Annotated in this window: 26 protein-coding genes; 12 read left to right on the top strand and 14 right to left on the bottom strand. The window is 46.6% G+C overall.

What is annotated here, in order from left to right:
• Window positions 1-23: 23 nt before the first annotated feature.
• From QUA77_RS03585 to QUA77_RS03600, 4 genes are all read left to right on the top strand, one after another.
• On the top strand, window positions 24-515 hold the full coding sequence (locus QUA77_RS03585) for an FHA domain-containing protein (RefSeq protein ID WP_333034787.1): 492 nt from the start codon (window positions 24-26) through the stop codon (window positions 513-515).
• Between the two features lie 55 nt (window positions 516-570).
• Window positions 571-1,308, top strand: a complete 738-nt coding sequence (locus tag QUA77_RS03590) for a PRC-barrel domain-containing protein (RefSeq protein WP_333034788.1) — start codon at window positions 571-573, stop codon at window positions 1,306-1,308.
• Window positions 1,309-1,588: 280 nt separating this feature from the next.
• On the top strand, window positions 1,589-2,038 hold the full coding sequence (locus tag QUA77_RS03595; RefSeq protein ID WP_333449289.1) for a hypothetical protein: 450 nt from the start codon (window positions 1,589-1,591) through the stop codon (window positions 2,036-2,038).
• Window positions 2,035-2,487: an FHA domain-containing protein gene (locus QUA77_RS03600; protein WP_333034790.1), complete on the top strand. Its 453-nt coding sequence runs from the start codon at window positions 2,035-2,037 to the stop codon at window positions 2,485-2,487. The genes QUA77_RS03595 and QUA77_RS03600 overlap by 4 nt, the downstream gene beginning before the upstream one ends.
• Window positions 2,488-2,628: 141 nt before the next feature.
• Here QUA77_RS03600 and QUA77_RS03605 read toward each other — a convergent pair whose 3' ends face one another.
• Complete coding sequence (locus tag QUA77_RS03605) at window positions 2,629-3,207, bottom strand: DUF1997 domain-containing protein (protein WP_333034791.1); 579 nt, start codon at window positions 3,205-3,207, stop codon at window positions 2,629-2,631.
• Window positions 3,208-3,415: 208 nt separating this feature from the next.
• Between QUA77_RS03605 and pheA the strand changes: the two genes are divergently transcribed.
• Both pheA and QUA77_RS03615 read left to right on the top strand, forming a co-directional pair.
• Entirely contained in the window at window positions 3,416-4,342 is a 927-nt protein-coding gene (gene pheA, locus QUA77_RS03610; protein ID WP_333034793.1) for a prephenate dehydratase, read from the top strand.
• Between the two features lie 50 nt (window positions 4,343-4,392).
• Window positions 4,393-5,034, top strand: coding sequence for a pentapeptide repeat-containing protein (locus QUA77_RS03615; protein ID WP_333034794.1), 642 nt, complete (start codon window positions 4,393-4,395; stop codon window positions 5,032-5,034).
• Window positions 5,035-5,067: 33 nt separating this feature from the next.
• On the opposite strand, the gene QUA77_RS03620 is transcribed toward QUA77_RS03615, so the two are convergent.
• The 7 genes from QUA77_RS03620 to rpsL all read right to left on the bottom strand — a co-directional run bounded on the left by QUA77_RS03620 (window position 5,068) and on the right by rpsL (window position 12,522).
• Window positions 5,068-6,006: a PspA/IM30 family protein gene (locus QUA77_RS03620; RefSeq protein WP_333034795.1), complete on the bottom strand. Its 939-nt coding sequence runs from the start codon at window positions 6,004-6,006 to the stop codon at window positions 5,068-5,070.
• Window positions 6,007-6,219: 213 nt separating this feature from the next.
• Entirely contained in the window at window positions 6,220-6,861 is a 642-nt protein-coding gene (locus tag QUA77_RS03625) for an LON peptidase substrate-binding domain-containing protein (protein WP_006632192.1), read from the bottom strand.
• Window positions 6,862-7,269: 408 nt separating this feature from the next.
• Window positions 7,270-7,587 (bottom strand): 30S ribosomal protein S10, encoded by a 318-nt coding sequence (gene rpsJ / locus QUA77_RS03630; RefSeq protein ID WP_006632193.1) that lies wholly within the window; start codon window positions 7,585-7,587, stop codon window positions 7,270-7,272.
• Between the two features lie 189 nt (window positions 7,588-7,776).
• The gene (tuf, locus tag QUA77_RS03635) at window positions 7,777-9,006 is read right to left on the bottom strand and encodes an elongation factor Tu (protein WP_333034796.1); all 1,230 of its coding nucleotides are present in this window, start codon (window positions 9,004-9,006) and stop codon (window positions 7,777-7,779) included.
• A gap of 101 nt (window positions 9,007-9,107) precedes the next feature.
• Entirely contained in the window at window positions 9,108-11,180 is a 2,073-nt protein-coding gene (fusA, locus tag QUA77_RS03640) for an elongation factor G (RefSeq protein WP_333034798.1), read from the bottom strand.
• 345 nt (window positions 11,181-11,525) lie between these two features.
• On the bottom strand, window positions 11,526-11,996 hold the full coding sequence (gene rpsG / locus QUA77_RS03645; protein WP_006632196.1) for a 30S ribosomal protein S7: 471 nt from the start codon (window positions 11,994-11,996) through the stop codon (window positions 11,526-11,528).
• Window positions 11,997-12,141: 145 nt separating this feature from the next.
• Entirely contained in the window at window positions 12,142-12,522 is a 381-nt protein-coding gene (gene rpsL / locus QUA77_RS03650) for a 30S ribosomal protein S12 (RefSeq protein ID WP_006632197.1), read from the bottom strand.
• 455 nt (window positions 12,523-12,977) lie between these two features.
• Here rpsL and QUA77_RS03655 point away from each other — a divergent pair, with 455 nt between their 5' ends.
• Window positions 12,978-13,181, top strand: a complete 204-nt coding sequence (locus QUA77_RS03655; RefSeq protein WP_333449290.1) for a hypothetical protein — start codon at window positions 12,978-12,980, stop codon at window positions 13,179-13,181.
• A gap of 218 nt (window positions 13,182-13,399) precedes the next feature.
• A complete protein-coding gene (locus tag QUA77_RS03660; protein ID WP_333034801.1) occupies window positions 13,400-14,254 on the top strand; it encodes an Npun_R2479 family HD domain-containing metalloprotein in 855 nt (284 codons plus the stop codon).
• Window positions 14,255-14,410: 156 nt separating this feature from the next.
• On the opposite strand, the gene QUA77_RS03665 is transcribed toward QUA77_RS03660, so the two are convergent.
• The 6 genes from QUA77_RS03665 to QUA77_RS03690 all read right to left on the bottom strand — a co-directional run bounded on the left by QUA77_RS03665 (window position 14,411) and on the right by QUA77_RS03690 (window position 19,275).
• Complete coding sequence (locus QUA77_RS03665; protein ID WP_333034803.1) at window positions 14,411-14,926, bottom strand: transcriptional repressor; 516 nt, start codon at window positions 14,924-14,926, stop codon at window positions 14,411-14,413.
• Between the two features lie 142 nt (window positions 14,927-15,068).
• Complete coding sequence (locus QUA77_RS03670; RefSeq protein WP_333034805.1) at window positions 15,069-15,338, bottom strand: hypothetical protein; 270 nt, start codon at window positions 15,336-15,338, stop codon at window positions 15,069-15,071.
• Window positions 15,339-15,401: 63 nt separating this feature from the next.
• A complete protein-coding gene (locus QUA77_RS03675; RefSeq protein WP_445302055.1) occupies window positions 15,402-15,854 on the bottom strand; it encodes a hypothetical protein in 453 nt (150 codons plus the stop codon).
• Between the two features lie 593 nt (window positions 15,855-16,447).
• The gene (locus QUA77_RS03680; protein ID WP_333034951.1) at window positions 16,448-17,185 is read right to left on the bottom strand and encodes a response regulator transcription factor; all 738 of its coding nucleotides are present in this window, start codon (window positions 17,183-17,185) and stop codon (window positions 16,448-16,450) included.
• Between the two features lie 596 nt (window positions 17,186-17,781).
• Entirely contained in the window at window positions 17,782-18,744 is a 963-nt protein-coding gene (locus tag QUA77_RS03685; RefSeq protein WP_333449291.1) for an FTR1 family protein, read from the bottom strand.
• Between the two features lie 96 nt (window positions 18,745-18,840).
• Window positions 18,841-19,275: a ferritin-like domain-containing protein gene (locus tag QUA77_RS03690; RefSeq protein WP_333034807.1), complete on the bottom strand. Its 435-nt coding sequence runs from the start codon at window positions 19,273-19,275 to the stop codon at window positions 18,841-18,843.
• Between the two features lie 703 nt (window positions 19,276-19,978).
• On the opposite strand from QUA77_RS03690, the gene QUA77_RS03695 reads away from it, so the two are divergent.
• The 4 genes from QUA77_RS03695 (at window position 19,979) to QUA77_RS03710 (ending at window position 22,275) form a co-directional block, all read left to right on the top strand.
• The gene (locus QUA77_RS03695) at window positions 19,979-20,137 is read left to right on the top strand and encodes a hypothetical protein (protein ID WP_333449292.1); all 159 of its coding nucleotides are present in this window, start codon (window positions 19,979-19,981) and stop codon (window positions 20,135-20,137) included.
• Between the two features lie 330 nt (window positions 20,138-20,467).
• The gene (locus QUA77_RS03700) at window positions 20,468-20,617 is read left to right on the top strand and encodes a hypothetical protein (RefSeq protein ID WP_333034808.1); all 150 of its coding nucleotides are present in this window, start codon (window positions 20,468-20,470) and stop codon (window positions 20,615-20,617) included.
• A 79-nt stretch (window positions 20,618-20,696) separates the two neighbouring features.
• Window positions 20,697-21,626 carry an energy-coupling factor ABC transporter permease gene (locus QUA77_RS03705; RefSeq protein WP_333034810.1) on the top strand — a complete coding sequence of 310 codons (930 nt, stop codon included), beginning with the start codon at window positions 20,697-20,699 and terminating at the stop codon, window positions 21,624-21,626.
• Complete coding sequence (locus tag QUA77_RS03710) at window positions 21,619-22,275, top strand: energy-coupling factor transporter transmembrane component T (protein ID WP_333059027.1); 657 nt, start codon at window positions 21,619-21,621, stop codon at window positions 22,273-22,275. The genes QUA77_RS03705 and QUA77_RS03710 overlap by 8 nt, the downstream gene beginning before the upstream one ends.
• The last annotated feature ends 152 nt before the right edge of the window (window positions 22,276-22,427 follow it).

The raw sequence follows: 22,427 nt of genomic DNA on the forward strand, positions 1-22,427 counted from the left end.
TACCAAAACTCAATGCTGCCAATGTGATTAAGCTGACCTTGCTACATCCACTCCAGTCTATACCCGTCCGCAGTTGGATCTTTGAAGACGAGCAGGTCGTCCGGATCGGGCGCTCGACGGAAAACCACGTCGTTCTTTTTAGCGCTGTGGTTTCTCGTCGCCACATCGAATTGCGGCGCAGCGGCATAACTTGGGAACTGATCAATTTAGGTACCAACGGCACTTACCTCGATGGTAAGCCGATCGCTAAGGTTCCCATTGTGGACGGTCTGATCGTTCACTTGGCTCGCTCAGGGCCGAAAATTCAAATCAACGTAGGCCCGAATCAGTCCTCAGTCCAGTTAGGACAAATTAGCGTCAAGCCCAGGGAGGCTAAGGAAATTAACGCTCCCTCGGGCGGCGTGCACATTAGCACGATTCCTGTTCCCGACCAAAAAGAAGTTGGCACTTCCAGGGAAGAGGAGGAGTTAACCGAGGCAGATAATAATCGCCATTATTCGGAAGAAGAATATTAAATCGGCTTCTTTGGACGATCGACATTTTTCAAAGGCGGCACTCAGGAGTTTATTTATGAGTACATCACCACAGATTGTTAGGCGCAGCGAACTGCTCAACCGACGCACGATCGACCGCAGAACGGCGGAAGAGGTCGGCAGGGTAGATCGAGTTTGGCTCGATGCTCACTCCCAGCGAGCGATCGGCTTTACTTGCAAGTCGGGACTTTTGGGCAGCAAAAAAACTTGGTTCGCTTGGGCGCAAGTTGATACGGTGGGGGAAAATGTTTTTGTCACCATTAACCCGGAACTGCCGGAATTGCATCAGCCGGAACAAGCTGTTTGTCCGATCGGCCTTGAGGTGCTCACGGACGCTGGGAATAAGGCAGGTGCAGTGGTTGACTACCTATTTGATGTCCGCACGGGTTCAGTCACCCACTACCTATTTAAATCGAGCGGCTGGCGCGGTGTTTTAGACGACATTTACTTGTTACCTGTGGCAGCTATTTCGACTATCGGCAGCAAGCGGGCGATCGTCTCTGAAGCTGCTGTATCGGAGCCAGTGCAGTACGCGGAGGGACTGCACAAAAAAGTCGGTCTGGTAGCAGAGTTTTTACATGAAGATTTCGACAGAACTCTCAAAAATGTGGCAGGTGTGAAGCGGGGCGCTCAAAGTCTGGCGGAAAAATTCCAAGATAAAGCTCTCGAAGTCAGGGATGTAGCTCAAGAAAAAGTTGCAGAGTTGAAGCGGCAAAGGCAAGAATCTGTCCGACCAGAGCCGAACCCGGAGCCGCCCGACTTAGATTTGAGCTGAACTTTGGCCTTCCCGCTCGCCGGGGGACTAATTGCCGCTCACATTTTGGGGCCGCGCGCGCGAGGAAGGTCGATCGGTATTTTCGCTATGAGAGATTGATGCGTTGTCGCTCAAAATTCCAGTGCTGCTCAAAGCATTGTATTTTAAAGGTATCGCATCAATAAGGAAAATGTTAGCAACTCAAAAAGACCTATGCTGTTGGATACAATCAACAAGTATTTTATCTAGAGACCCCAGGATTAATAATTGGTTAACTTCTTGCTTTATAAACAGCGAGTCGTTGAGCAGTGACTGTCGCCCCATCGAGAACTTGAATCAGCGGTGCAGCCCGCACGGGTCTGAGTTAAATTCTCTGGTTCATCAGCGGGAAAAGGATTATTTAGCCGATCGAATTGAGCGGCTCACCCATCGGCACAATCGCGTCCTCACAGACCAAATTAATCAAGCGGTTTTAACCACTGTCCATCACTGGGAAGTTCACCCGATTAATAACATCGTGTGTGGTTGTTACCGAGGACAGCAAAAATTTGCGCCTGCCCCAAAAGCTAACCCTCAAAAGTTGGTTGAAATGCCTCAAGCCGCCAAAAGTTTGACTTTTACGGCAGATAGAGGGAATAGTGGCGCACTGACGACGCCTTTAAAAAGCAAATTTTTTGCAGTTTTCTCCCAAAAAATCTCTCTGGAAGTATCCCCGTTTCTGTCTGGCGGTGGAGTGTCAAAACATCAGTGATTACCTTAACTCTGTTACATCCTATCCAGTCTGTCCCAGTTCAAAGTTGGTGTTTTGAATCAGAACCGGTGGTTCGGATCGGTCGATCGAACGACAATGATGTAATTATTTACAGCGCTGTAGTTTCCCGCCACCACGTAGAGCTGTGGAATCACGCCAATGGCTGGGAAATTATTAATTTTGGTGCTAACGGCACTTATGTAGATGATAGACCGATCGCTCAGGTGTCCGTTGTGGACGGGATGACAATTCGCTTGGGCAATTCCGGGCCAAAAATCAGGATTCGGGTGGCCGCCACGAATCAACCGGGCAAAATAATCAAGCCACCGCAGCGCGAACTCCGCCAAAAGGACGAAGTTTCAAAAGACATGTCAACAGTTTGGCCTGGGGGCGTGGGAATCATCGAAGACGATGAACATGGGGGGCTGACTCACATCGATCTTGACTGACCAGCAGCTATCTCTCCCTGCTGGCTAGTTCCAACAAAGAGACCGATGCCCAATTCGAGCGTCTAACTAATATTGTGGTAAGTGGCCTGATTTGTGCCTAAATATCCCTATACATTAATTAACAGGTTCTGTAGTAGAATGTCAGCCTTCTAAAGATAAGATTGGGGGGAGATCGATCGATATTAGCTCACTTTCGCTGTTTGCCCAGCGGCGGTAATCTAAGAGCAACTGGTACATCAACCGCTGTTTCACGCTCAGCAGTACGCTCTTGAGCAAAGCATTCCCCGTTGCTTCTAAAATGGGTTTGGGCGTCAGCCAAAACGGCGGCGGTAATTCTACTTGCACTTCCAAATCCGCTTTTCCCTTCAAGTATGCTACCCCGCTGCTTTGGTGTACACAAAGCTTTCCTTTGAGATTGAGAGCAAAGCGATCATTTATATAACCTACGCCACGAATGTCGCAGGCGACGGACTCCAAATTGATTGTGCCATCCGACTCAGCCCACACCCTCATGTCTACTGTGGGTTGAATGCTCAGCATCATAAATTGTAACGGTCGCATTTTTAGGCGGAAACAGTCATCGCTTAGCTGCTCTGTGCGACTTCGATCGACAAGGGCGTTCACCAGTCGCCTCGGCTGGCGCAGATAATGTTGAATGGGAACCCGTTCCTCTGGTACGGCGAGTTCAACGGATTGGGAAGAATTAAAGCGGATATACATGAGAAAATATCAAAATAAAGGATTCCTAAGCATATCTTAATAAAGTATCACCTTTTTTAAGGTGACATAAGTCGCGCACTAAGTCGCGAACCCAGCAATGTCATCCGAGAAATCACTGATAAAACCTTTCGCGACATCGCTAATTTTTCATCATACTTCCTAGCTGATGAGAGTAAAGCAAACATTTGTAACCTAAAATTGCCTCTAAATGAAAATTTCTATCGCACATCTCGGCCCTGTTGGTACAAATGCAGAAACAGCGGCTCTAGCTTATGTCAATTGGTTGAGCTTGGAAACTAACTTGGAATGCACCCTATGTCCTTATTCCACCATTTCCCAAGCGCTAGAGGCATCTGCCGTAGGGCAGGTTGACTATTCAGTTGTACCCGTCGAAAATTCGATCGAAGGCAGCGTGACTGTCACCTTAGATACACTGTGGCGACTCGATCAACTCCGCATTCAACACGCCTTAGTTTTGCCAATTTCCCACGCCCTGGTGTCTAATGCCAAAAATTTTAACGAGATTCAAAAAGTTTACTCTCACCCGCAAGCGCTAGCTCAGTGTCAGGTATGGTTGGGGCAGTTTATTCCCTCAGCTCAATTAATTCCGGCGAATTCTACCACGGAAGCATTGCAATATCTGGAAGATAGAAATGTAGCAGCGATATCTTCCCCAAGAGCTGCTGAACTTTACCATTTGCCAGTGTTAGCTCACCCCATTAATGATTATCCCGATAATTACACTCGCTTTTGGGTACTCAGCAGGAGTGGTGGAGAAATCGGAAACGTAGAATCAGGGGCTCGCTCATCCATTAAATCCATTACACAATCTGCTCCTGAGTTGATCCTTGATGCTTCACCGTCTAATTGCACCCATACCTCACTAGCTTTTAGCGTACCTGCCAATATGCCGGGAGCACTGGTAAAACCTTTGCAAGTATTTGCCAGTCGGGGTATTAATTTAAGTCGGATTGAATCTAGACCGACTAAAAGATCCCTCGGAGAATATATTTTCTTTATGGACGTTGAGGCTAACGCCTGCCAAGCATTTGTTCGCTCTGCACTCGAAGAATTAAAAAATCACACAGAAACTTTAAAAATCTTTGGTTGCTACAATGTACTGTCAGTAGTATAATTTTCTTTTATGTAGTATACTTTTTAAGTCAAGCTTAGGAGGCTGGTGAGATGAATGCTGATGAACTTCTCAAACGATACGCAGCCGGAGAAAGAAATTTTCATGAAACAAACTTGAAAGAGGCTTCTTTGCGAGAAGCTTTCCTAACTCATATTAATCTAGCCTGCGCGAATCTCAAAGAAATAAATTTTGCTTTGGCAAACTTAAGGGGTGCAAACTTAATAGCTGCCAAGCTCAAGAATGCTTGCCTGGTCATGACAAAACTCAATGGAGCTAACCTGAGCCGAGCCGATCTAAGTTTCGCACGATTAACAGGAGCCGACATGATTGAGGCAAACTTGGAAAACGCCAACTTGAGCGACACCAAAATGATTGGTGTTAATTTGAGCGGAGCATCCTTGTACGCCGCAAACCTGATGGAAGCGAATCTCCTAGATGCTTGCTTGGACAATACCAATCTCGAAAAAGCCAATTTAAGCGAGGCTAAACTGCGGGGAGCGAGCCTCAGAAAAGCCAACTTGAAAAACGCTTTTTTGTGTGAAAGTAACCTTGAGGGCGCAGATTTGAGAGAAGCTGATTTGAGCGGTGCTAATTTGAGCGGCGCATTTTTATGCGGTGCTAATCTTGAGGGAGCTAAGCTAGATGAAGCAATTTTAAGTGGGGCTATACATTTTTGCGTCAGACAAGTTTGATCTCACGGAATATATAACCGGAGAATCCGACAACTAAGGACTAAAAAATATACTATTGACTTGGCTGAAAGTGAAGTCTATTTGCTGCTGTACCTTAGCAAAATGAAGCTGCATCTTGAGGATCTCTTTCTTGGAATTAGCTTGAGCAATCTTACTTTCCAAAGCCAGCAAGTTGCGGTTGAGATTTTCTACTCGCACAGTTTGGTAGTCTAAGTCAATTTTTAGTTCTGCTGCCTGATCGAATTGAACCTGCTTGCGAACCACGGCGAGGCGGACTGAATTTTCATCCTGTGTCTGAAGAGCTAGCAAAGCTCGCTGCTGCCACTGGTTGGCTTGAGATTCAGCTTGATTGTACAGCCACTGAATCCGCAGTTGGGCGGAAATCGCAATGCCAACAGCCTGACGCAGTTCTTTGAGAGGTTCCTGAATTTCTAAGATTAATAGTTCCCAAAGATTCATCAATTCAGTAGTAAATTCTTCGCGTTCTACAGAGGCTACCAGTGCTTCTAATAGCAACAAATTTGGTTGCATCTGCTGCGAAATTGTCTCAAATATTAACTGTGCTTCGGACATTTGCCGATCGTAATTTTTTTCTGAGACTGCACCGGATGAGTGCTTTAATATTTTTTCCGTGCTGTCTAACTCTGCTTCTGAATCTGAACTTGAAGCTACAAAAGCCTGTAATTTTTCGCGGGCGATCGAATTCAGCCTTTGTCGAAGCAAATCGCAGGCTGCCCGCTGCACTGGCCCTGTTTCGCTTTGACAAATCTTGATGACTATTTTTAAGCCTGCATCGCCGTAATTCAATGTCTCTCTCAGGGCGGCCATTCGATGTTCGTTGACAGAACTAGACAGCCGATGTTTAACTCCTGCTAGTCCGCCGAGCACTACACCGCCCACAGGAGGTGGCAGTTGACCGCCTCTAACTGCATCGTATGGTTTCGGTTGGTCGTGATTGTCTAACACAAGCATTTACTGCTATAAGGAACCTATCCGAACCTGTTTGAAGTTAAGAATTAAACAGATACCAGTTCCAAAAAAGAATGGAACTGTAGGCCATCTCCAAACCCTTAGTTCATAACTCATTCCCAATCGAAAATTGAAAATCGAAAATGGTATGATTTGTGTGTAATTCTTTCTTCAATGCAGGTCAAACCGATCGTACTTTTTTCCTGCGCCCATTGGCTACTTGAGCGTATCTTTAAGTACAGTCCTCGCTGCCAAATGATTGCGAGTAGAAGTCAAAATTTCGGTTTCGCGTTCCAATCTCGCAGCAGTATCTTGCAATTCTAAAAGAGTTTGCTGTTCTGTCGCTGCGCCGTAAAGGTAGCTGGCTACCCAGTAGGACAATTCTGTAGGCAAACTGGGAATGTCTTCGGGCAGGTCGATCGGCTGATCCATCAATTTGCTGGAGAGGCGAACTACATCTCTCAGCAGTTGTTCGACATCTTTTCCCAAAGGTCTGAGGTCTTTTTGCGGCGGTTCGTCTTCGATCCATTCTACTAGACCGACTAAATAGGGTTTTTCCCGAACGGCGTCGAGCACTCGGAACCGCTGCTGCCCGAGAGTCATAATTTTCATGCGATCGTCGGGCAGGCGTTGGCAGTGAATCACTTCGGCGCAACAGCCAACGGCAGAGACTTTGTTTTGGTTGGGGTCCCACATGAGTACACCGAAACGCCGATCGCCCTCCAGAATCGTATTCATCATGATTCGATAGCGAAACTCGAAGATTTGCAGTGGGAGTGGCCTACCTGGAAATAGAACCACTTCCGGCAACGGAAATAAGGGGAGTTCGCGAACTGCTACAGAGGAAGAGGATGCCATTGTCGCTCAAAAGTGACGGTACTTGCGCTTATTTTTCTTACTTTAACTGATTAAAGGCAATTCCGGGGCAGGAGCGATCGGGCTTTTTCGCTCGCAACGGAAGCGACGGCGAGCTATCTCCGGTGCTGGCAGCTTGACAAAGGCGTTATTTCGTCAAAATGTTAAATATACCTTTTTGGTAAACTAAGTGAGTCCAAAGGCGATGATAGCGACTGCTAAAGGAGCATTTTTGTAGTGATCGCGCCTTAATTAAGAATAATTATTTAAGTTCGTGTCGGAGCAGAAATTTTTGCTAATTATTAACTAATAACTAATACCTAATAACTAATGACTAGGAAAATTTCAACAAAAAGAAGGAACAATTTATTTAATCTTTGTTCCTTCTTTCCGAGTTTTCGATAACTCAATCTACAGCTTGACTTCGATATCTACGCCGGCTGGCAAATCCAATTTCATCAAAGCGTCAATTGTTTTGGCCGATGGCTGGTGAATGTCGATAATCCGGCGGTGCGTGCGGGTTTCAAAGTGTTCGCGAGAATCTTTGTCTACGTGGGGCGATCGCAGCAAGCAGTAAATCCGCCGTTTTGTGGGTAGGGGAATCGGGCCGATCGCTGTGGCTGCTGTCCGATTTGCTGTATCTACAATCTTTTCGCATGATGCGTCTAGAATCCTGCGATCGAAAGCTTTGAGGCGAATGCGAATTTTTTGCTGTTGAATTGTTGCCATTTTTGTTTCTTGAATTTTCGAGGTTCAGTTTGTTGTTTGTTGTCTGTTGTCTGTCGTCTGTCGTCTATTTGCAGTTGTTTTTGAGCTAACTGCTAACTTCGGAATCTTGACTAATGACTAATCACTAAATAGCAGAAAAGCCTGATTAAATTTGGTGGCTTTTCTGCTATTTAAGCTGTTATCGGATTCCTACTTAAGGATTTTGGAAACAACGCCGGCGCCGACGGTGCGGCCGCCTTCGCGGATAGCGAAGCGCATTCCTTGTTCGATCGCGATCGGGTGAATCAACTCAACAGTCATTTTGATCCGGTCACCGGGCATCACCATTTCTGCTTCACTACCGTCATCAGCGGTGAATTGTGCGATCGTGCCGGTCACGTCAGTGGTACGGACGTAGAATTGAGGGCGATATCCAGAGAAAAAGGGCGTGTGCCGACCGCCTTCTTCCTTCTTCAGGATGTACACTTCAGATTCAAACTGAGTGTGAGGCATGATGCTTTTCGGCTTGGCAATCACCATTCCGCGTTCAATATCCGCCTTTAAAATCCCCCGTAGCAGTAGACCCACGTTGTCGCCGGCCAAACCTTCATCCAACTGCTTGGTGAACATTTCCACACCAGTCACCGTAGTGCTGCGAGTGTCCTTAAGACCCACCAATTCGACTGTTTCGCCGACTTTGATTGTGCCGCGCTCAATCCGACCAGTAGCAACAGTACCGCGACCCGTAATCGAGAATACATCTTCTACAGCCATCAAGAAAGGCTTGTCAATTTCGCGCTCTGGCGTGGGGATGTAAGCATCTACTTCTTCCATCAGCTTGTAGATTTTGTCAACCCACTCATTTTCGCCCTTGACAGTCTTGGGATTAGCAAGCATCGCTTCGAGAGCTTTCAATCCCGAACCTGTGACGATGGGGATGTCATCGCCCGGAAAATCGTAAGAGCTCAAAAGTTCGCGAACTTCCAGTTCTACCAATTCCAAAAGTTCAGCATCATCCACCATGTCTTCTTTGTTCAAGAACACAACCAAGCTGGGAACGCCAACTTGCTTAGCTAGCAGGATGTGTTCGCGAGTTTGAGGCATGGGGCCGTCTGCTGCTGACACTACTAGGATGCCGCCGTCCATTTGAGCAGCACCGGTGATCATGTTTTTCACATAGTCAGCGTGTCCGGGGCAATCTACGTGGGCATAGTGCCGACCTGTGGTTTCGTATTCCACGTGAGCAGTATTAATCGTAATACCCCGTGCTTTTTCTTCTGGCGCAGCGTCGATGTCGGCGTAGTTCTTAGCCTTTGCTTGACCTAGTGCAGAGAGAGTCATCGTAATCGCGGCGGTCAAAGTTGTTTTGCCGTGGTCAACGTGACCGATCGTGCCGATGTTTACGTGGGGTTTATTCCGTTCAAATTTTGCGCGTGCCATTCTTGATCTGTTCCTTGTTTCTTTTAGCGATTTTAGACTTTAGATTTTAGATTCTAGACTTTGGATTTAATCCAAAATCCAAAATCTAAAATCTAAAATCATTAGTTTCCTTTGTTCTTAGCGATAATGGCTTCAGCCACGTTTCGCGGCACTTCTTCGTAATGGCTGAATTCCATTGTGAAGATGCCTCGACCTTGGGTTTTCGAGCGGATGTCGGTGGCGTAACCAAACATTTCTGCTAGTGGAACTTTTACAGAAACTTTGGCTATCCCCTGATCCGTCTCTTGACCTTCGATCTGACCCCGACGCGAGTTGAGGTCTCCGATGACGTTCCCGATGTAATCTTCGGGAACTTCAACCTCTACTTTCATCATAGGCTCTAGCAGCACTGGCGACGCCTTCATGACGGCTTCTTTGATCGCCATTGAACCGGCGATCTTAAATGCCATTTCTGAGGAGTCTACGTCGTGGAAAGACCCGTCTACCATAGTAGCTTTGAGGTCAATCACGGGATACCCTGCTACAATACCTGATTCGCAGGCTTCTTTCATCCCTTGTTCTGCCGGGCCGATGTACTCTTTGGGTACAGTGCCACCAACAATTTTGGAGACAAATTCAAAGCCGCTTCCGACTTCGGTGGGTTCTAGTTCGATCACAACGTGACCGTACTGACCTTTACCGCCACTTTGGCGGATAAATTTACCTTCGGCGCGGACGGATTTGCGAATGGTTTCACGGTAGGCTACTTGTGGCTGACCCACGTTGGCTTCTACTTTGAATTCCCGCAGCATCCTGTCTACCAGGATTTCCAGGTGCAGTTCGCCCATGCCGGCGATGACTGTCTGGTTGGTTTCTGGGTCAACGTTGACTCGGAAGGTGGGGTCTTCTTCCGAGAGTGACTGGAGGGCTTTGGATAGCTTCTCCATGTCTTGTTTGGTTTTGGGTTCGACAGCCACCGAGATGACTGGCTCTGGAATAAACAGAGATTCCAGAATCACTGGCGCTCCTTCTTCGCAGAGGGTGTCGCCGGTGAAGGTGTCTTTCAAACCCAAGGCTGCTCCCAAGTCTCCTGCCCGCAGTTCCTCAACTTCTATCCGATCGTCCGCTTTGAGTACAATTAGGCGAGAAACCCGCTCTTTTTTGTCTTTGGTGGAGTTCAGGACGTAGGTTCCTTTTTTGAGGATACCGGAGTAGACGCGAACAAAGGTCAGCCGACCGTAGGGATCAGCCATGATTTTGAATGCCAGGGCTGACAGGGGCGCGCCGTCGTCTGCAAATCGTTCTGCGGTGTCGCCGTTGGGCAGGAGCCCTTGAATTGGGGGAACTTCCAATGGCGACGGCAGGTAGTCGATGACTGCATCCAACAACAACTGAACGCCTTTGTTTTTGAAGGCCGAACCGCACAACATGGGGACGATCGTACCTTCGACAGTGCCGTGACGCAGGGCCAAGCGGATTTCGTCTTCCGTTAACTCTTCGCCTTCGAGGTATTTCTCCGTCAGGGCGTCGCTGGTTTCTGCTACCGACTCGATCAGCTTGGTGCGGTATTCTACGGCTAGATCCTTTACTTCATCGGGGATTTCTACTTCCTCGATGTCGGTTCCCATGTCGTTGTTGTAGATATAGGCTTTCATTTGCACTAAGTCTACAATTCCCCGGAAGTTTTCTTCACTGCCGATCGGGATTTGGATGGGTACGGCGTTCGCTCTCATTCGATCGCGAATTTGGCCGTAGACTTTGTAGAAGTTTGCCCCCATCCGATCCATTTTGTTGACGAACACGATCCTCGGTACTTTGTACCTATCGGCCTGTCGCCAAACTGTTTCGGATTGCGGCTGCACTCCCCCTACCGAGCAGAACACTGCGATCACTCCGTCGAGCACTCGCATCGAGCGTTCGACTTCGATCGTGAAGTCTACGTGTCCGGGAGTGTCGATGATGTTGATTTTGTAATCTTTCCAACTGGTGGTGATAGCAGCGGCAGTAATCGTAATTCCCCGCTCCCGCTCTTGCTCCATCCAGTCAGTGACTGCTGTTCCCTCGTGCACTTCACCCATTTTGTGAACCATGCCTGAATAGAACAGAATTCTTTCAGTTGTTGTTGTTTTGCCCGCGTCTATGTGGGCTGCGATGCCGATGTTGCGAGTTTTTTCTAGCGGGACGGTACGTGCCACAGCTACCTCCTTAATCTTGTGTTGCTGTTATAATACTATTATACTACACAGTAACCCTATTTTGCACTCCCCAGTGACTTACAAAAGTCTCTGGAGCTTATTGTTACATTTTAATATTTTTTGCAAGATTTGTTTACAAAAATATTAAGGATGCGACATGGAGGATTCAGAGAGTGCATAAATTTTGAGTGCATGAGTTTTGATTTTGAGAGTTTTGAGTTTGCTTCACGAATCGCAAGTGCGCCAAGAGAAGCAATCTCAACACTCAAAACTTACACTTTCCAATTTCTCACCCGATGCTTTTATACCGCACGATCGCGCTCTTCTCCATGCCCGGTGTTGCAGTTAGTAGCGGTAGTGAGCAAAAGCCTTGTTAGCTTCAGCCATGCGGTGAGTTTCTTCGCGCTTGCGAATAGCACTCCCTGTTTCGTTAGCTGCATCCATCAGTTCGTTGGCTAGCTTGGCTGCCATCGAGCGGCCAGTGCGGGCGCGGGCAAATCTGATCAGCCAGCGGAGGGCGAGTGTTGTACCGCGATCGGAACGCACTTCCATCGGTACTTGGTAGGTGGCGCCACCTACCCGGCGGGCTTTGACTTCTACCAGGGGTGTCGCGTTTTTGACTGCTTTTTCAAACAAGTCTAACGGTTCAGCCCCTGTGCGTTCTTGGATGGTTTTGAGGGCGTCGTAGACGATGCTGGAGGCAACGGATTTTTTGCCGTGCTGCATGATCCGTCTCACCATCATGCTTACCAACCGGCTGTTGTAGGTTGGATCTGGTGGAACTGGACGTTTTTGAATAACTGTGCGGCGAGACATAGTTCTATTTGGGATTTTTGATTTTGAATGATTGAGTTTGGGGTTTTGGGATCACATCTCGATTTATGACGATCGAGCGTGCAATTGAGCGGCGCGATCGGATTTATTTTTGCTTCCCTACCCCGACGATCGGGCGAGTTCCGTGTTATTTTTTCTCTTTAGGACGCTTGGCCCCGTATTTGGAACGACCCTGCTTGCGGTCTTTCACCCCAGCGGTGTCTAATGTACCCCGAATGATGTGGTATCTAACTCCGGGCAAATCTTTTACCCGACCGCCCCGGATCATTACTACCGAGTGTTCTTGCAAGTTGTGACCGATCCCAGGGATGTAGGCGGTGACTTCAAAACCAGAGGTCAGCCGTACCCGAGCCACCTTCCGCAGCGCCGAGTTGGGTTTTTTCGGGGTGGTCGTGTACACTCTGGTGCAAACTCCGCGGCGCTGGGGGCAACTCTTGAGAGCTGGCGATTTGGTTTTTTTCTGCGTTTGTTCCCGTGCTGAACGGATGAGTTGCTGAATAGTGGGCATGAGTTACGGCATTTCTAGCTTTTTGCTGAATATAGTGATTTGGCTGTATCCGCACTGAAAGTCCCTTCCCCTCTGGGGGGACGGGATGAATGAAAATAATTATGGGTAAGTGAGGATACCAGACTCTATATTGTACACGACGGGTGTTTCTTTGGCAAGAAATTTGCGCGACCCGCGATCAAACTTCCTTCCTTGCTGCAAGTTGTCCAGGGGCGAGCGCAACGGGAGAATGGTATGTGACATCTTATAATTTAGGCGCAACTATGATGATTTTCAGAGCCGTCAGCAAAATTTATGACGATCGCAATATCGCGCTTTTTCGATCAAATTACGATTGTGAGGAGAAGTGCATTAACTCCTGCCTGGGATCGCATCACAGTCTATAGCCGATCTACATCACATAAAATTATCTAAAACTGCCGGACAATAAGAAATATACATTGAGTTGACTGCAGATGACAACCAAAGCTTATATTCCTGAATATAAAATTTCCGAACTTTACTTCAATATTTGGAAATCCGGTAAGATCGATCGGACTGTCTTCCAGCAAATCCAATACGCAATTAATTCTCACAGTTTAAAAAGTTCAGAGGATCGAAAAATTGTCAGCAGGCTGCTGTATGCAGTACGGCGGGGATGGGTGTCAGTGATGGACTGAGTTACTTGGGAATTTTGACTCAGGGCGCGAGATTGCTTGGTAACTCCCCGGGCCTAGCTGCGTCAATGAGTTTTGAGATTGCCACCCACCTGCCACCCACAGAGCATAACGCACACGGGGTGCATGAGTTGTGAGCTAAAATCTCCTCCATAAAATTAGAGGACTCCCAAATAGATGCACCGCTCTTAAAAGGAAATATTAAGGTAAAAGGACATGGTATGTTTAATTCTACAGAACTGCTGATCGAGGCTTTCATCGAACAACTTCAGAACGGGTACAGCCGCACTTACGGAGGCTACAAATCAGACTATGCTGACATTATTGCCTGGGTGGGGGCAATGGCGTTAGAAAACATCGCCAACAGCGACGCTCTTTATCACAATGTAGAACACGCCATTTGCATTAGCTTAGTCGGTCAAGAAATCTTGCGGGGAAAACACATTCGCAAGGGCGGAGTTTCCTGCGAAGATTGGCTGCACTTCATCATTTCTTTGCTGTGCCAAGACATCGGATATGTCAAAGGAGTTTGCCGGCAAGACCAAGAATCAGAAGGATTGTATGCTACTGGAAAAGATGGCATGAGAATTGCACTTGCTCCCGGTGCAACAGCGGCTAGCTTAGCTCCTTACCGAGTTGACAGAGCTAAATTGTTCATTGACGAGCGCTTCGGCAACCACAAGCTAATAAATGCGGAGATAATTAAGCAGAACATAGAACAGACTCGTTTCTCCGTGCTTGACGGCAACACGGACGAGGATGCAGTTAATTACTCTAGTTTAGTGCGCGGTGCTGACTTGATAGGTCAGCTCAGCAACCCGCAATATTTGCAGAAAATTGGCGCGCTGTTTTACGAGTTGGAAGAAAGCGGGGCTACTAAACTTTTGGGCTATCGACATCCGGGGGACCTGCTGCAAAGCTACTCTAAGTTTTACTGGAGCGGCATTTATCCTCACATCAGTGAATCTCTCGGTTACTTGCAGTTGACGCAGGAAGGCAAACAGATTATTGCTAGTTTGTACGCTAACATATTTCGGATGGAACACCAACGTTGCGATTCTTCTGAGGTTGCTTGATTGCAAAAGTGAATTCACCCGTCAGCAGTTAGCAGTCTGTTGTCAGTTGTCATTGGGTATTTGTAGGTGCTAATAACTAACAGCTCATAACGAATAACAAAGCACAAATTACCAATGACCACCAATTCCCGATTACCGAAGTGTATTTCATCCCTATCAACTACTTTCTTCCTCCATTTCCGAATGATATCTGGGACACAACCAATTGCTGGGTACCAAAGAAGGCCATCCCTCCCGTAGCGCTTCCAAACAAACAGCTCGCACAGTTAATTGACAGTCAAGCAGTTCTACCCCAGCTTTTTCAACTTGCTTTTTGCCAATTCTTAAAATAGATTCATCGCTAAATTCAAAGGTTTTGTGACACTGAATGCAAACCAGGTGGTGGTGGTGGTGCAATTCGGGAAAATTCAGTTCGTAATGTTTGTGTCCTTCTGCTAATTCTAGTTCACGCAAAATTCCTATCCTTGCTAATAAATGCAGCGTTCTGTAGACAGTAGACAAGCCTATTCGTTCTCCTTGATTCTGCAAAGTCTTGTATAATTCTTCCGCACTTAAATGATTGCCTTGTGGCAGATTTTGAAAAACACTCAAAATAGTTTCTCGCTGGGGAGTCAGGCGGCAGCCTCTTTGGTTGAGTTCGACCTTGAGTGAGTTAGCACTGTATAAATTCATGTCGGAAAAAATAAATAAGTTGAGCGATGATTGTCATGGATTATCTGTTATTTATTCGTGCTATTTTTTAGAGGCTCCTAAAGTATATTTTCCGTGATAATCCATATAAATCTAGACTCCCCCTTTAGTCCAGGGTAAGCTGCTAGCCACCTATCCCCCTTGCTAAAAGTGGAATTAAAAAAGTTGTTTTCGGTATTTCTTCGTAATTTTTGTGAAGTTGAGAGCAATGTTGCGGATAAGCATTGGTAAAACAAGTCTTAGGTTCAAAGTCAGTGCAACCGATCGCATCTTCAGTACAAGCAACGCACGGGCGCACTGTAAATGTGAGGCGGTAGTCCTTAGTAAAAAAATCCCAATAACAAGGAAAAGGAATTGGATACAAGCGCTTGATTTGATGGACTCCTTCTGGCAATGTTACGGACAGACTCCACAAAAATAATCAAAGTGGCAATACATAACTATTAGAAAAAGACAGTCATAAACCACCCAAATACATAGCTTTGGCCACCAACAAGAAGGTAGCGACACCCAGCAAAACTAGGCGGATGCCCAAGATGGTGGTCATTTTGTCTGCGTCTTCCCATGTGTAGCCAAAAAAATAAGTTCTTGCTTCGAGGGTTGCTGGCGCTTTGAGCGAGTGAAAGATGTCGCCGAAGCAGAGAAAGGCTGAGCTGATTAGCTGAATCGCCCTAACGGCGAAGTACGGATCAGTATCGCCAATTTTGCCTCCTGCACCGCCGCCCCAGCCGAGTCTGGCTAGGTTTGGCAACAGGATTAAGCCTTGTTCGTACATGGGCAATTCTGGGTTAAAGCGGGAAAGCTCTAATAGGGTATAGGCTCCCGCCCAGAAGACGATGAGGCCGGCGTGGGCGACGTGGGTACCTAGCAAACGGCCGGAAGGTTGATTAAGCGGGCGTTGCCGACCCACGAGGGAAATGATTTTCCTTCGGCTGGGAAGGATTTTTTTGCCATGCTGGTCACGGCGATTTACCTCTTGAGAAAGATGCCAGGGGAGTTTTAAGCGATCGCAGGTTATTGATATAGATAATCAACAATTTTAGTAGTTTCGTCAAGGGGTATTTGAGAAAAATTTTCACTGATTTGAGTTCAGGTATGTAAATCAGTAGGAAAAAAGCTCGTTATATGACGGTTATGACTGTTTTTGGCGCTTGAGCGGAGTTTGGCTTCTAGTTAGCAAAAATAGCAGCTCAAGGAATATCTCAAAATTTATTGATAAATAATATTATTAAAGAGTATTATGGCTAGAGTATTGTTTAAGTAGGTATCCCATCCTCTCGGAAAAGACAAGGTGGAAAAAGAAATCCGGTACTTTCCTATGGACAAGCTTCTCTAAAAGTATGGTTAGAGGGGGGCGCGGGATTGTTTTTTTCCGAATCAAGAGAGTTAATGCCTACTTGTTGACATATTCATCTCAAACTCCAAACAACCAAGCCTGAGAGCATTTGCTCTCAGGCTTTTCTAGCGGGATTTTTAACTGCTTGTTGCATTTGGCGCGCTAGCTCACGCAGAGGATTTGGTTTCTTCAGCTACTTGCTCGTTGTTGGGCAACTCCAGGCAATAACCAGCCCCGTATACGGTTTTGATGTACCGAGGATGTCGGGGATCGGGTTCCATCTTGGTTCTCAGGTGTCTGATGTGTACACGAATAGTTTCGATGTCGTCGTCGGGGTCGTAACCCCACACTTCTTTGAGAATTTCGCTGGGAGAGACTGTCTGACCGTGGCGCTGAAGCAAGCAGTGCAGCAACTCAAACTCTAGGTGGGTCAGTTTGACGGTCATATCGTACCAAACAGCTTCAAACCTTTCGGGGACAAGGGTCAGCGGGCCGTAATTCAGGATTTCGGAGTGTTTGGCAGCTTGGGGGATGCGGTCTGTGCGCCTTAGTAGAGCTCGCACTCGGGCTAGCATCTCTTCTAGTTCAAAGGGTTTGGTCAGGTAGTCATCGGCGCCGGAGTTGAAGCCTTCTACTTTGTCTTGAGTTTGACTTAAGGCGGTCAACATCAAGACGGGAATGTCTGAGGTGCGCTCGTCACGCCGCAAACGCTGACATACGGTGAATCCGTCTACTCTAGGCAGCATGAGGTCTAGCATGATCAGGTCGGGGAGCAGTTGTATTGCTAGTGCCTGACCTTTGATGCCGTCTTCTGCCTGGGTGACTTCGTAGCCAGCCATTTCTAGGTTGACTGCTACGAGTTCGGCGATCGCCGCGTCATCATCAATAACAAGTATCCGAGGCATCATTATTTATCTCACCGCTAACCGAATGGCAGATCCTACAGCCTTCTGGGGGTTCCAGGTAACTTTAACGAACAATTTTTTAATTTTAAGCTTCATTAAGGATGATAAGGTTGATTAAGAACTCTCGGGGCTCTGTAAATATTCTTGTACTTATTATAAGCCCTAAGAGCGCATATCAGAAAACTGTTTGTCCCAAATCTTGCTGGGGGCAGATTCTTGGTCGGGAAGAACAGCCTTAACTTTTGCAGCCTGCGCGTGGGGCTTCACAGGATCGCCCTAACGGTAGTCCGCGTTTTCCATAACCCTGTTAACCGTTAACTGTAAATTTTTTAAGTTAGTTAATTTTGCTGATAAAATTTTGGTGTTTTTTGAGGGTGTATGGCTTGCTTTTTTGGGGAATTGACGGTATTATTAAATAATATCAATACAAATATTTATAAAAAAATAAACTAGATTAACATCTTTAAATCATATGATATAAAAGTCAAATAATCAATCCCGCAACCTGACAATTTTTGGGCAATTTTTTGCCTGGTTGGCTAATTTTTTTCTCGGCCTGGAATCAGCAAAACAATCGATAACAACTGCTTGCATACCTACTGAGGGCGAGTTTCCGATCGAGCTGGCTGAGTATTTTGCTTGGGAAGAGTGGCCTTAGAGGCTAATTTTTGGAAATAAAGACTGCCGATGGTGGCTAAAAATATTGTGTAAGCGGCTGCTTGGACGAGATAAAGTCGATCTCTGTATCCAAAAAGTGCTTTGAGAATCACTCCTGGAAATTGTCGATCGGGCAAAATTTCTGCTGCATTCCACACCATAGGCCCTAAAATACAAGAGTGGAGTGGTGCCAGGCGATCGTAATAAAAACAAATCCCTGCGTACTTGCTATTCATCTGCGACAAAATGCCTGCGGCTTGGTCAAAATGTTTGAGTGCAGATACTGCCAAACCTGCCACGATTAACAGCAACAAAATCCCCATAAACTTGAAAAACAGGCGGATATCAATTTTGACGCCCCACTTGAACAGTAGCGCGCCAATGATTGCCGCCCCAGTCAAACCGCCCAAAGCACCCAAAGCAGGAGTGAAACCTTGTTGAAACTGAGCGCTGACAAATATAACTGTTTCAAAACCTTCACGCAGTACCGCAATAAAAATTAAGCCAAATACGCCCCAGCCGGCATTGCTATTTTCTGTTAAAGCTGCTGTAACCGCTCCTTCAACTTCTGCTTTGAGAAAGCGAGCTTGCTGAGTCATCCAAATTAGCATCCAGCTTAGCATTGCGATCGCCACAATGCCCAACACGCCCTCTAATAGCTGTTTAATTACTGGTGCGTAAGGCTGCTCGGATGTTGATAGTGCTGCGAGCAATCCATTGAATAAAATACCCACAAAACCGCTAGCACCAATGCCGGCTGCAACACCTGCATAAACCCAAGAATTGAGGTGACTTTGCTCGGCTTTTTTGAGGCAAGCTAGTACAATTCCGATGACTAAGGCGGCCTCTACGCCTTCGCGCAAGGTAATTACAAAAGTTGGTATGGCTTCACTAAAATTCATTTTTTATAATCATGGCGCATGGGTATGGGGGATTGGTCATTGGTGATTGGAAATAACCAATAACCAATAACCCATAACAATTAACTAATGATTTAATCAACTATAATCCCGCAGCATTTTTTTCAGTTCTACTTGGTGCAATTCTTCTTGTCCAATTAGATTGCGGGCATATTCTTCCAAATAAACGCTGGAGTTTGTCACGACTTCAAGTAAAGATTTATACTTTTTGAGGGCTTTTTTCTCGTGATTTAAACTTTCTTCTAACAAGTCTTTCACCGAGTGTTTGTAGGTTTCTTCGATGGGAGCAATTTTCTGACTGGGATGCCCCTCTAAACCGGTGAGAATTTCTCCTGCTTGTTGGGCGTGGAGTAGAGATTCCGTTGCTTGTGCTTTAAAAAACTGCACGATGGGAATCCGGTTTGGCCCTGTCACCATTAGTGAATAGTGGGTATAGCGCACGACACCTGCAAGTTCCCATTCCATGATGGTGCATAGCAGTTCCTGGGTTTTTTTCTCGTCAAGTTCTTTCATTTGTTGTTTTAGAGGTAGAATGCCTTAGAGGGCGCTGTTTATAATATCACATTTAAGTTAAAAATGAAAAGTAAGGTGCGGATGGCGCACCTTGCCGGATATAGATGTTATATGTGAGTTAGGGGTTAACTTCTAAGGTTCCAGTAGGAGCAAACACTACAGTAAACTTAGCGACTGGTGCTGCATTGTTGCTGCTAGTTTCGGGAGATTGGAGGAGATTTGGCAAAGGAGTTTCTTGGGTGTAATCCTTGGCTGGTTGATTGAGTGGCTCGAAATTGCCGATCGCCCCATCTTGACTTGTACTGACTCGATAGACTAGATTTTGATTGAACGTAGGGCTAGTTTGCCAACTTCGATCGATGCGATCGTAGACTTTTAGAGCTAACTCATCTAGTTTTACGGCAGCCGTAATTTCTGCTGTCTGATTTGTTCCATCTACCCCCTAAACTTTCTGCTGGGCTGCTGATACAGGTACAGCTTGGACAGTCTTATCTGTAGGGCTACTCGCAATAGCCGTTTCAGTAGACGTATTAGTGAAACGTACAACGTATGGACACTTGTCAGGCAAATTTTTGGGGTTGTCAACAGCTACACTGGAATTATTTGCAGCCGGAAGCGGACTGTTAGTCGCAATAGCTGGTTAGGCCACCCCCTTAGCAACAGCATTAGCGGGATCTTGCTCCTCGATTGTCAAAGACTTGACATGAAAACCGCGAAACTTTTCTTTTTGGCTAACGCGCCGCAGCATCTCACTTTTGCAGCCAAGCTAAAAATTGGAGTTTTGATGCAGGAGGCAGGAGGGAGGATGCAGGAGGGAAGAGGAAGAAGAAAGGAGCCAGAAGAAGTGTTTTTACAAATATGATATGCTCCCTAACGCGCCACATTGCGATGGGAAAAGTCAATCGATTTTTGATTTTTGATTATAGCATTGACCCCACGGATAAATTCTGGGGGCAAGTTTCATCGGACACAGGTTTTTTATTTCTCCACGGATGAATCCGGGGGCTTGTATCCTGGATGCTTTCGGTCACAAATTTAATGTAAGTTATTCTCAAGAGTGGGAATAAAACCAATTAGGGATTTTCAGTTTTTTCTTGATATTTTTTTTAAATTCTTGCTTGAGCTTGGTGGTAAATACATTTGGCAGATGAATCTGTAAACAAACATTGATCGTTCTTATCAAAAAGCTTGAATGTGGGGGTGTTCGGTAAAATATCCGAATAATTCTTCAGGATTATTTAATGTTGCATTTTTCATCCTCAAAACTTTGGCTGTGAAGCCCGAATCTATGTCAAATCAGCGATCGACCGCCGCAAATCCCCCGATCGCTCGATCGCATTAATGCCCCCAGAGGGGGTTTTAAATTTTTGTAAAAAATAGTTGACTAAAGAGTTGGAAGTTCTCTCGTTTGGGATAGATCGATGCACATACCTGATGGTTTCCTTTCACCGCCAGTAGCCATTGCCACCGGCATAGCAAGCGCAGCAGTAATTGCAGTTGCCCTAAATCGAACCCGCGCCAGTCTTGGACTTCGACAAGCCCCAATCATGGGCTTAACCACAGCTTTCGTGTTTGCAGCTCAGATGATCAACTTTCCCGTAGCCGGGGGCACCAGCGGCCACTTGTTGGGAGGAGCGCTCGCATCCGTCGTTTTGGGGAACCCTTGGGCGGCAACTTTAGCGATGAGCACAGTTTTTATAATTCAGAGCGTCTTGTTTGCCGACGGGGGCATCACCGCCTTGGGAGCCAATATTTTTAACATGGGGCTAGTTGGCATTTGGGTTGGCTGGTGGCTGTTGCAGCCATTGCAGCAACTTTTGGGAGGTTCCAGAAATCGTTTGCCCCTAGCCGCGGGCATCGCCGCTGGCCTCAGCGTCGTGGCTGCTTCGATTAGTGTGGCGATCCAATTGGCAATTTCTGGTACAGTAGGGCTCAATATCGCATTGCCAGCAATGGTAGGCGTACATATTTTAATTGGGATTGGCGAAGGGGTAATTACAGGCGGCGTTTTAACTTATCTCGTCAAAGTGCGGCCGGATTTACTGCCGGGACAACAGCCACAATTGCAGAAATGGGTAGTGCCAGTAATCGGAGTTTTATTAATTTCCGGGGTGCTTTCACTGTTCGCTTCAAGTTGGCCTGACGGGTTAGAAGCGGTAGCCGAAAAATACGGATTTAAAGATAAAGAAGCTGTGGCGATCGAAAATCCCACTCCTTTAGCAGATTACACAGTTAAAGGATTAGAAGAACAGCCTATTGGTACTAGCATTGCTGGACTTTTAGGGTCTGCCTTCAGCTTCGGCGCGGCTTTTGGGATTGCTCAGTTGGTGGTAAAACCTAAAGATGTCTAAACTCTCCATACCTTTTCGATTGCGAGTGTCTCTCACAATTGTGATTGGCATGGGTTTTCTGAAGACAGGCGCTTGGCTGTGGCTGGGAATTTATGGGGCGATCGCACTTTTTTGGTCGTTTTGGCTCCGGGCTCCGGTGCGAACCCTAGCGCAACTGTTGGGAGCAGAATTGCTTTTTCTCTCCTTATTAGTGCTGCCCCAAGGTTGGGAACGCGCCAGTTTTTTGTTGCTGCGTTCCCTAATTTGCCTGCTAATTATGAACAGTTTTCTGCTAACTTTGCCACCCCACAGTTTCGGAATCGCCCTCAAAGGATTACCCCTACCAGCAGGTTTGCAAGAGATTGTACTTTTAACAGGACAATACTTAGAAATCCTGCTGGCCGAAGTCAACCGCATGAAAATATCTGCCCAACTCCGGGGCTTGTCCGGTACGGGAGGATGGCTGCGTTACGCCAGTGCTTCCATGATCGGAGCGCTTTATTTGCGAAGTCTCGATCGGGCCGAAAGAGTACACGCAGCCATGCTAATTCGCGGCTATAAAGGAAGTTTGCCCTCCGACTCAAAATCGACACCTAAAGAGCGACTCTGGCTGACATTAGCAATTTTAATAGCAGCCGGATTAACAATAGCTTCTTACGGTTATTCGTAATTGGGCATTGGGCATTTAACTGGTTCCCGGCTCGGCCTGGGAATCGATATCCAGAGGCTCTGCCTCGCTTCTTGCGGAGGAAAAATGGAGGCAGAGCCGACCGATCTGCATTACCAGGCTCTGCCTGGTAACGAGTTAAAATTATTCAATCT

The organism is Microcoleus sp. K5-D4 (genome assembly GCF_036704575.1).
Lineage (GTDB): Bacteria > Cyanobacteriota > Cyanobacteriia > Cyanobacteriales > Microcoleaceae > Microcoleus.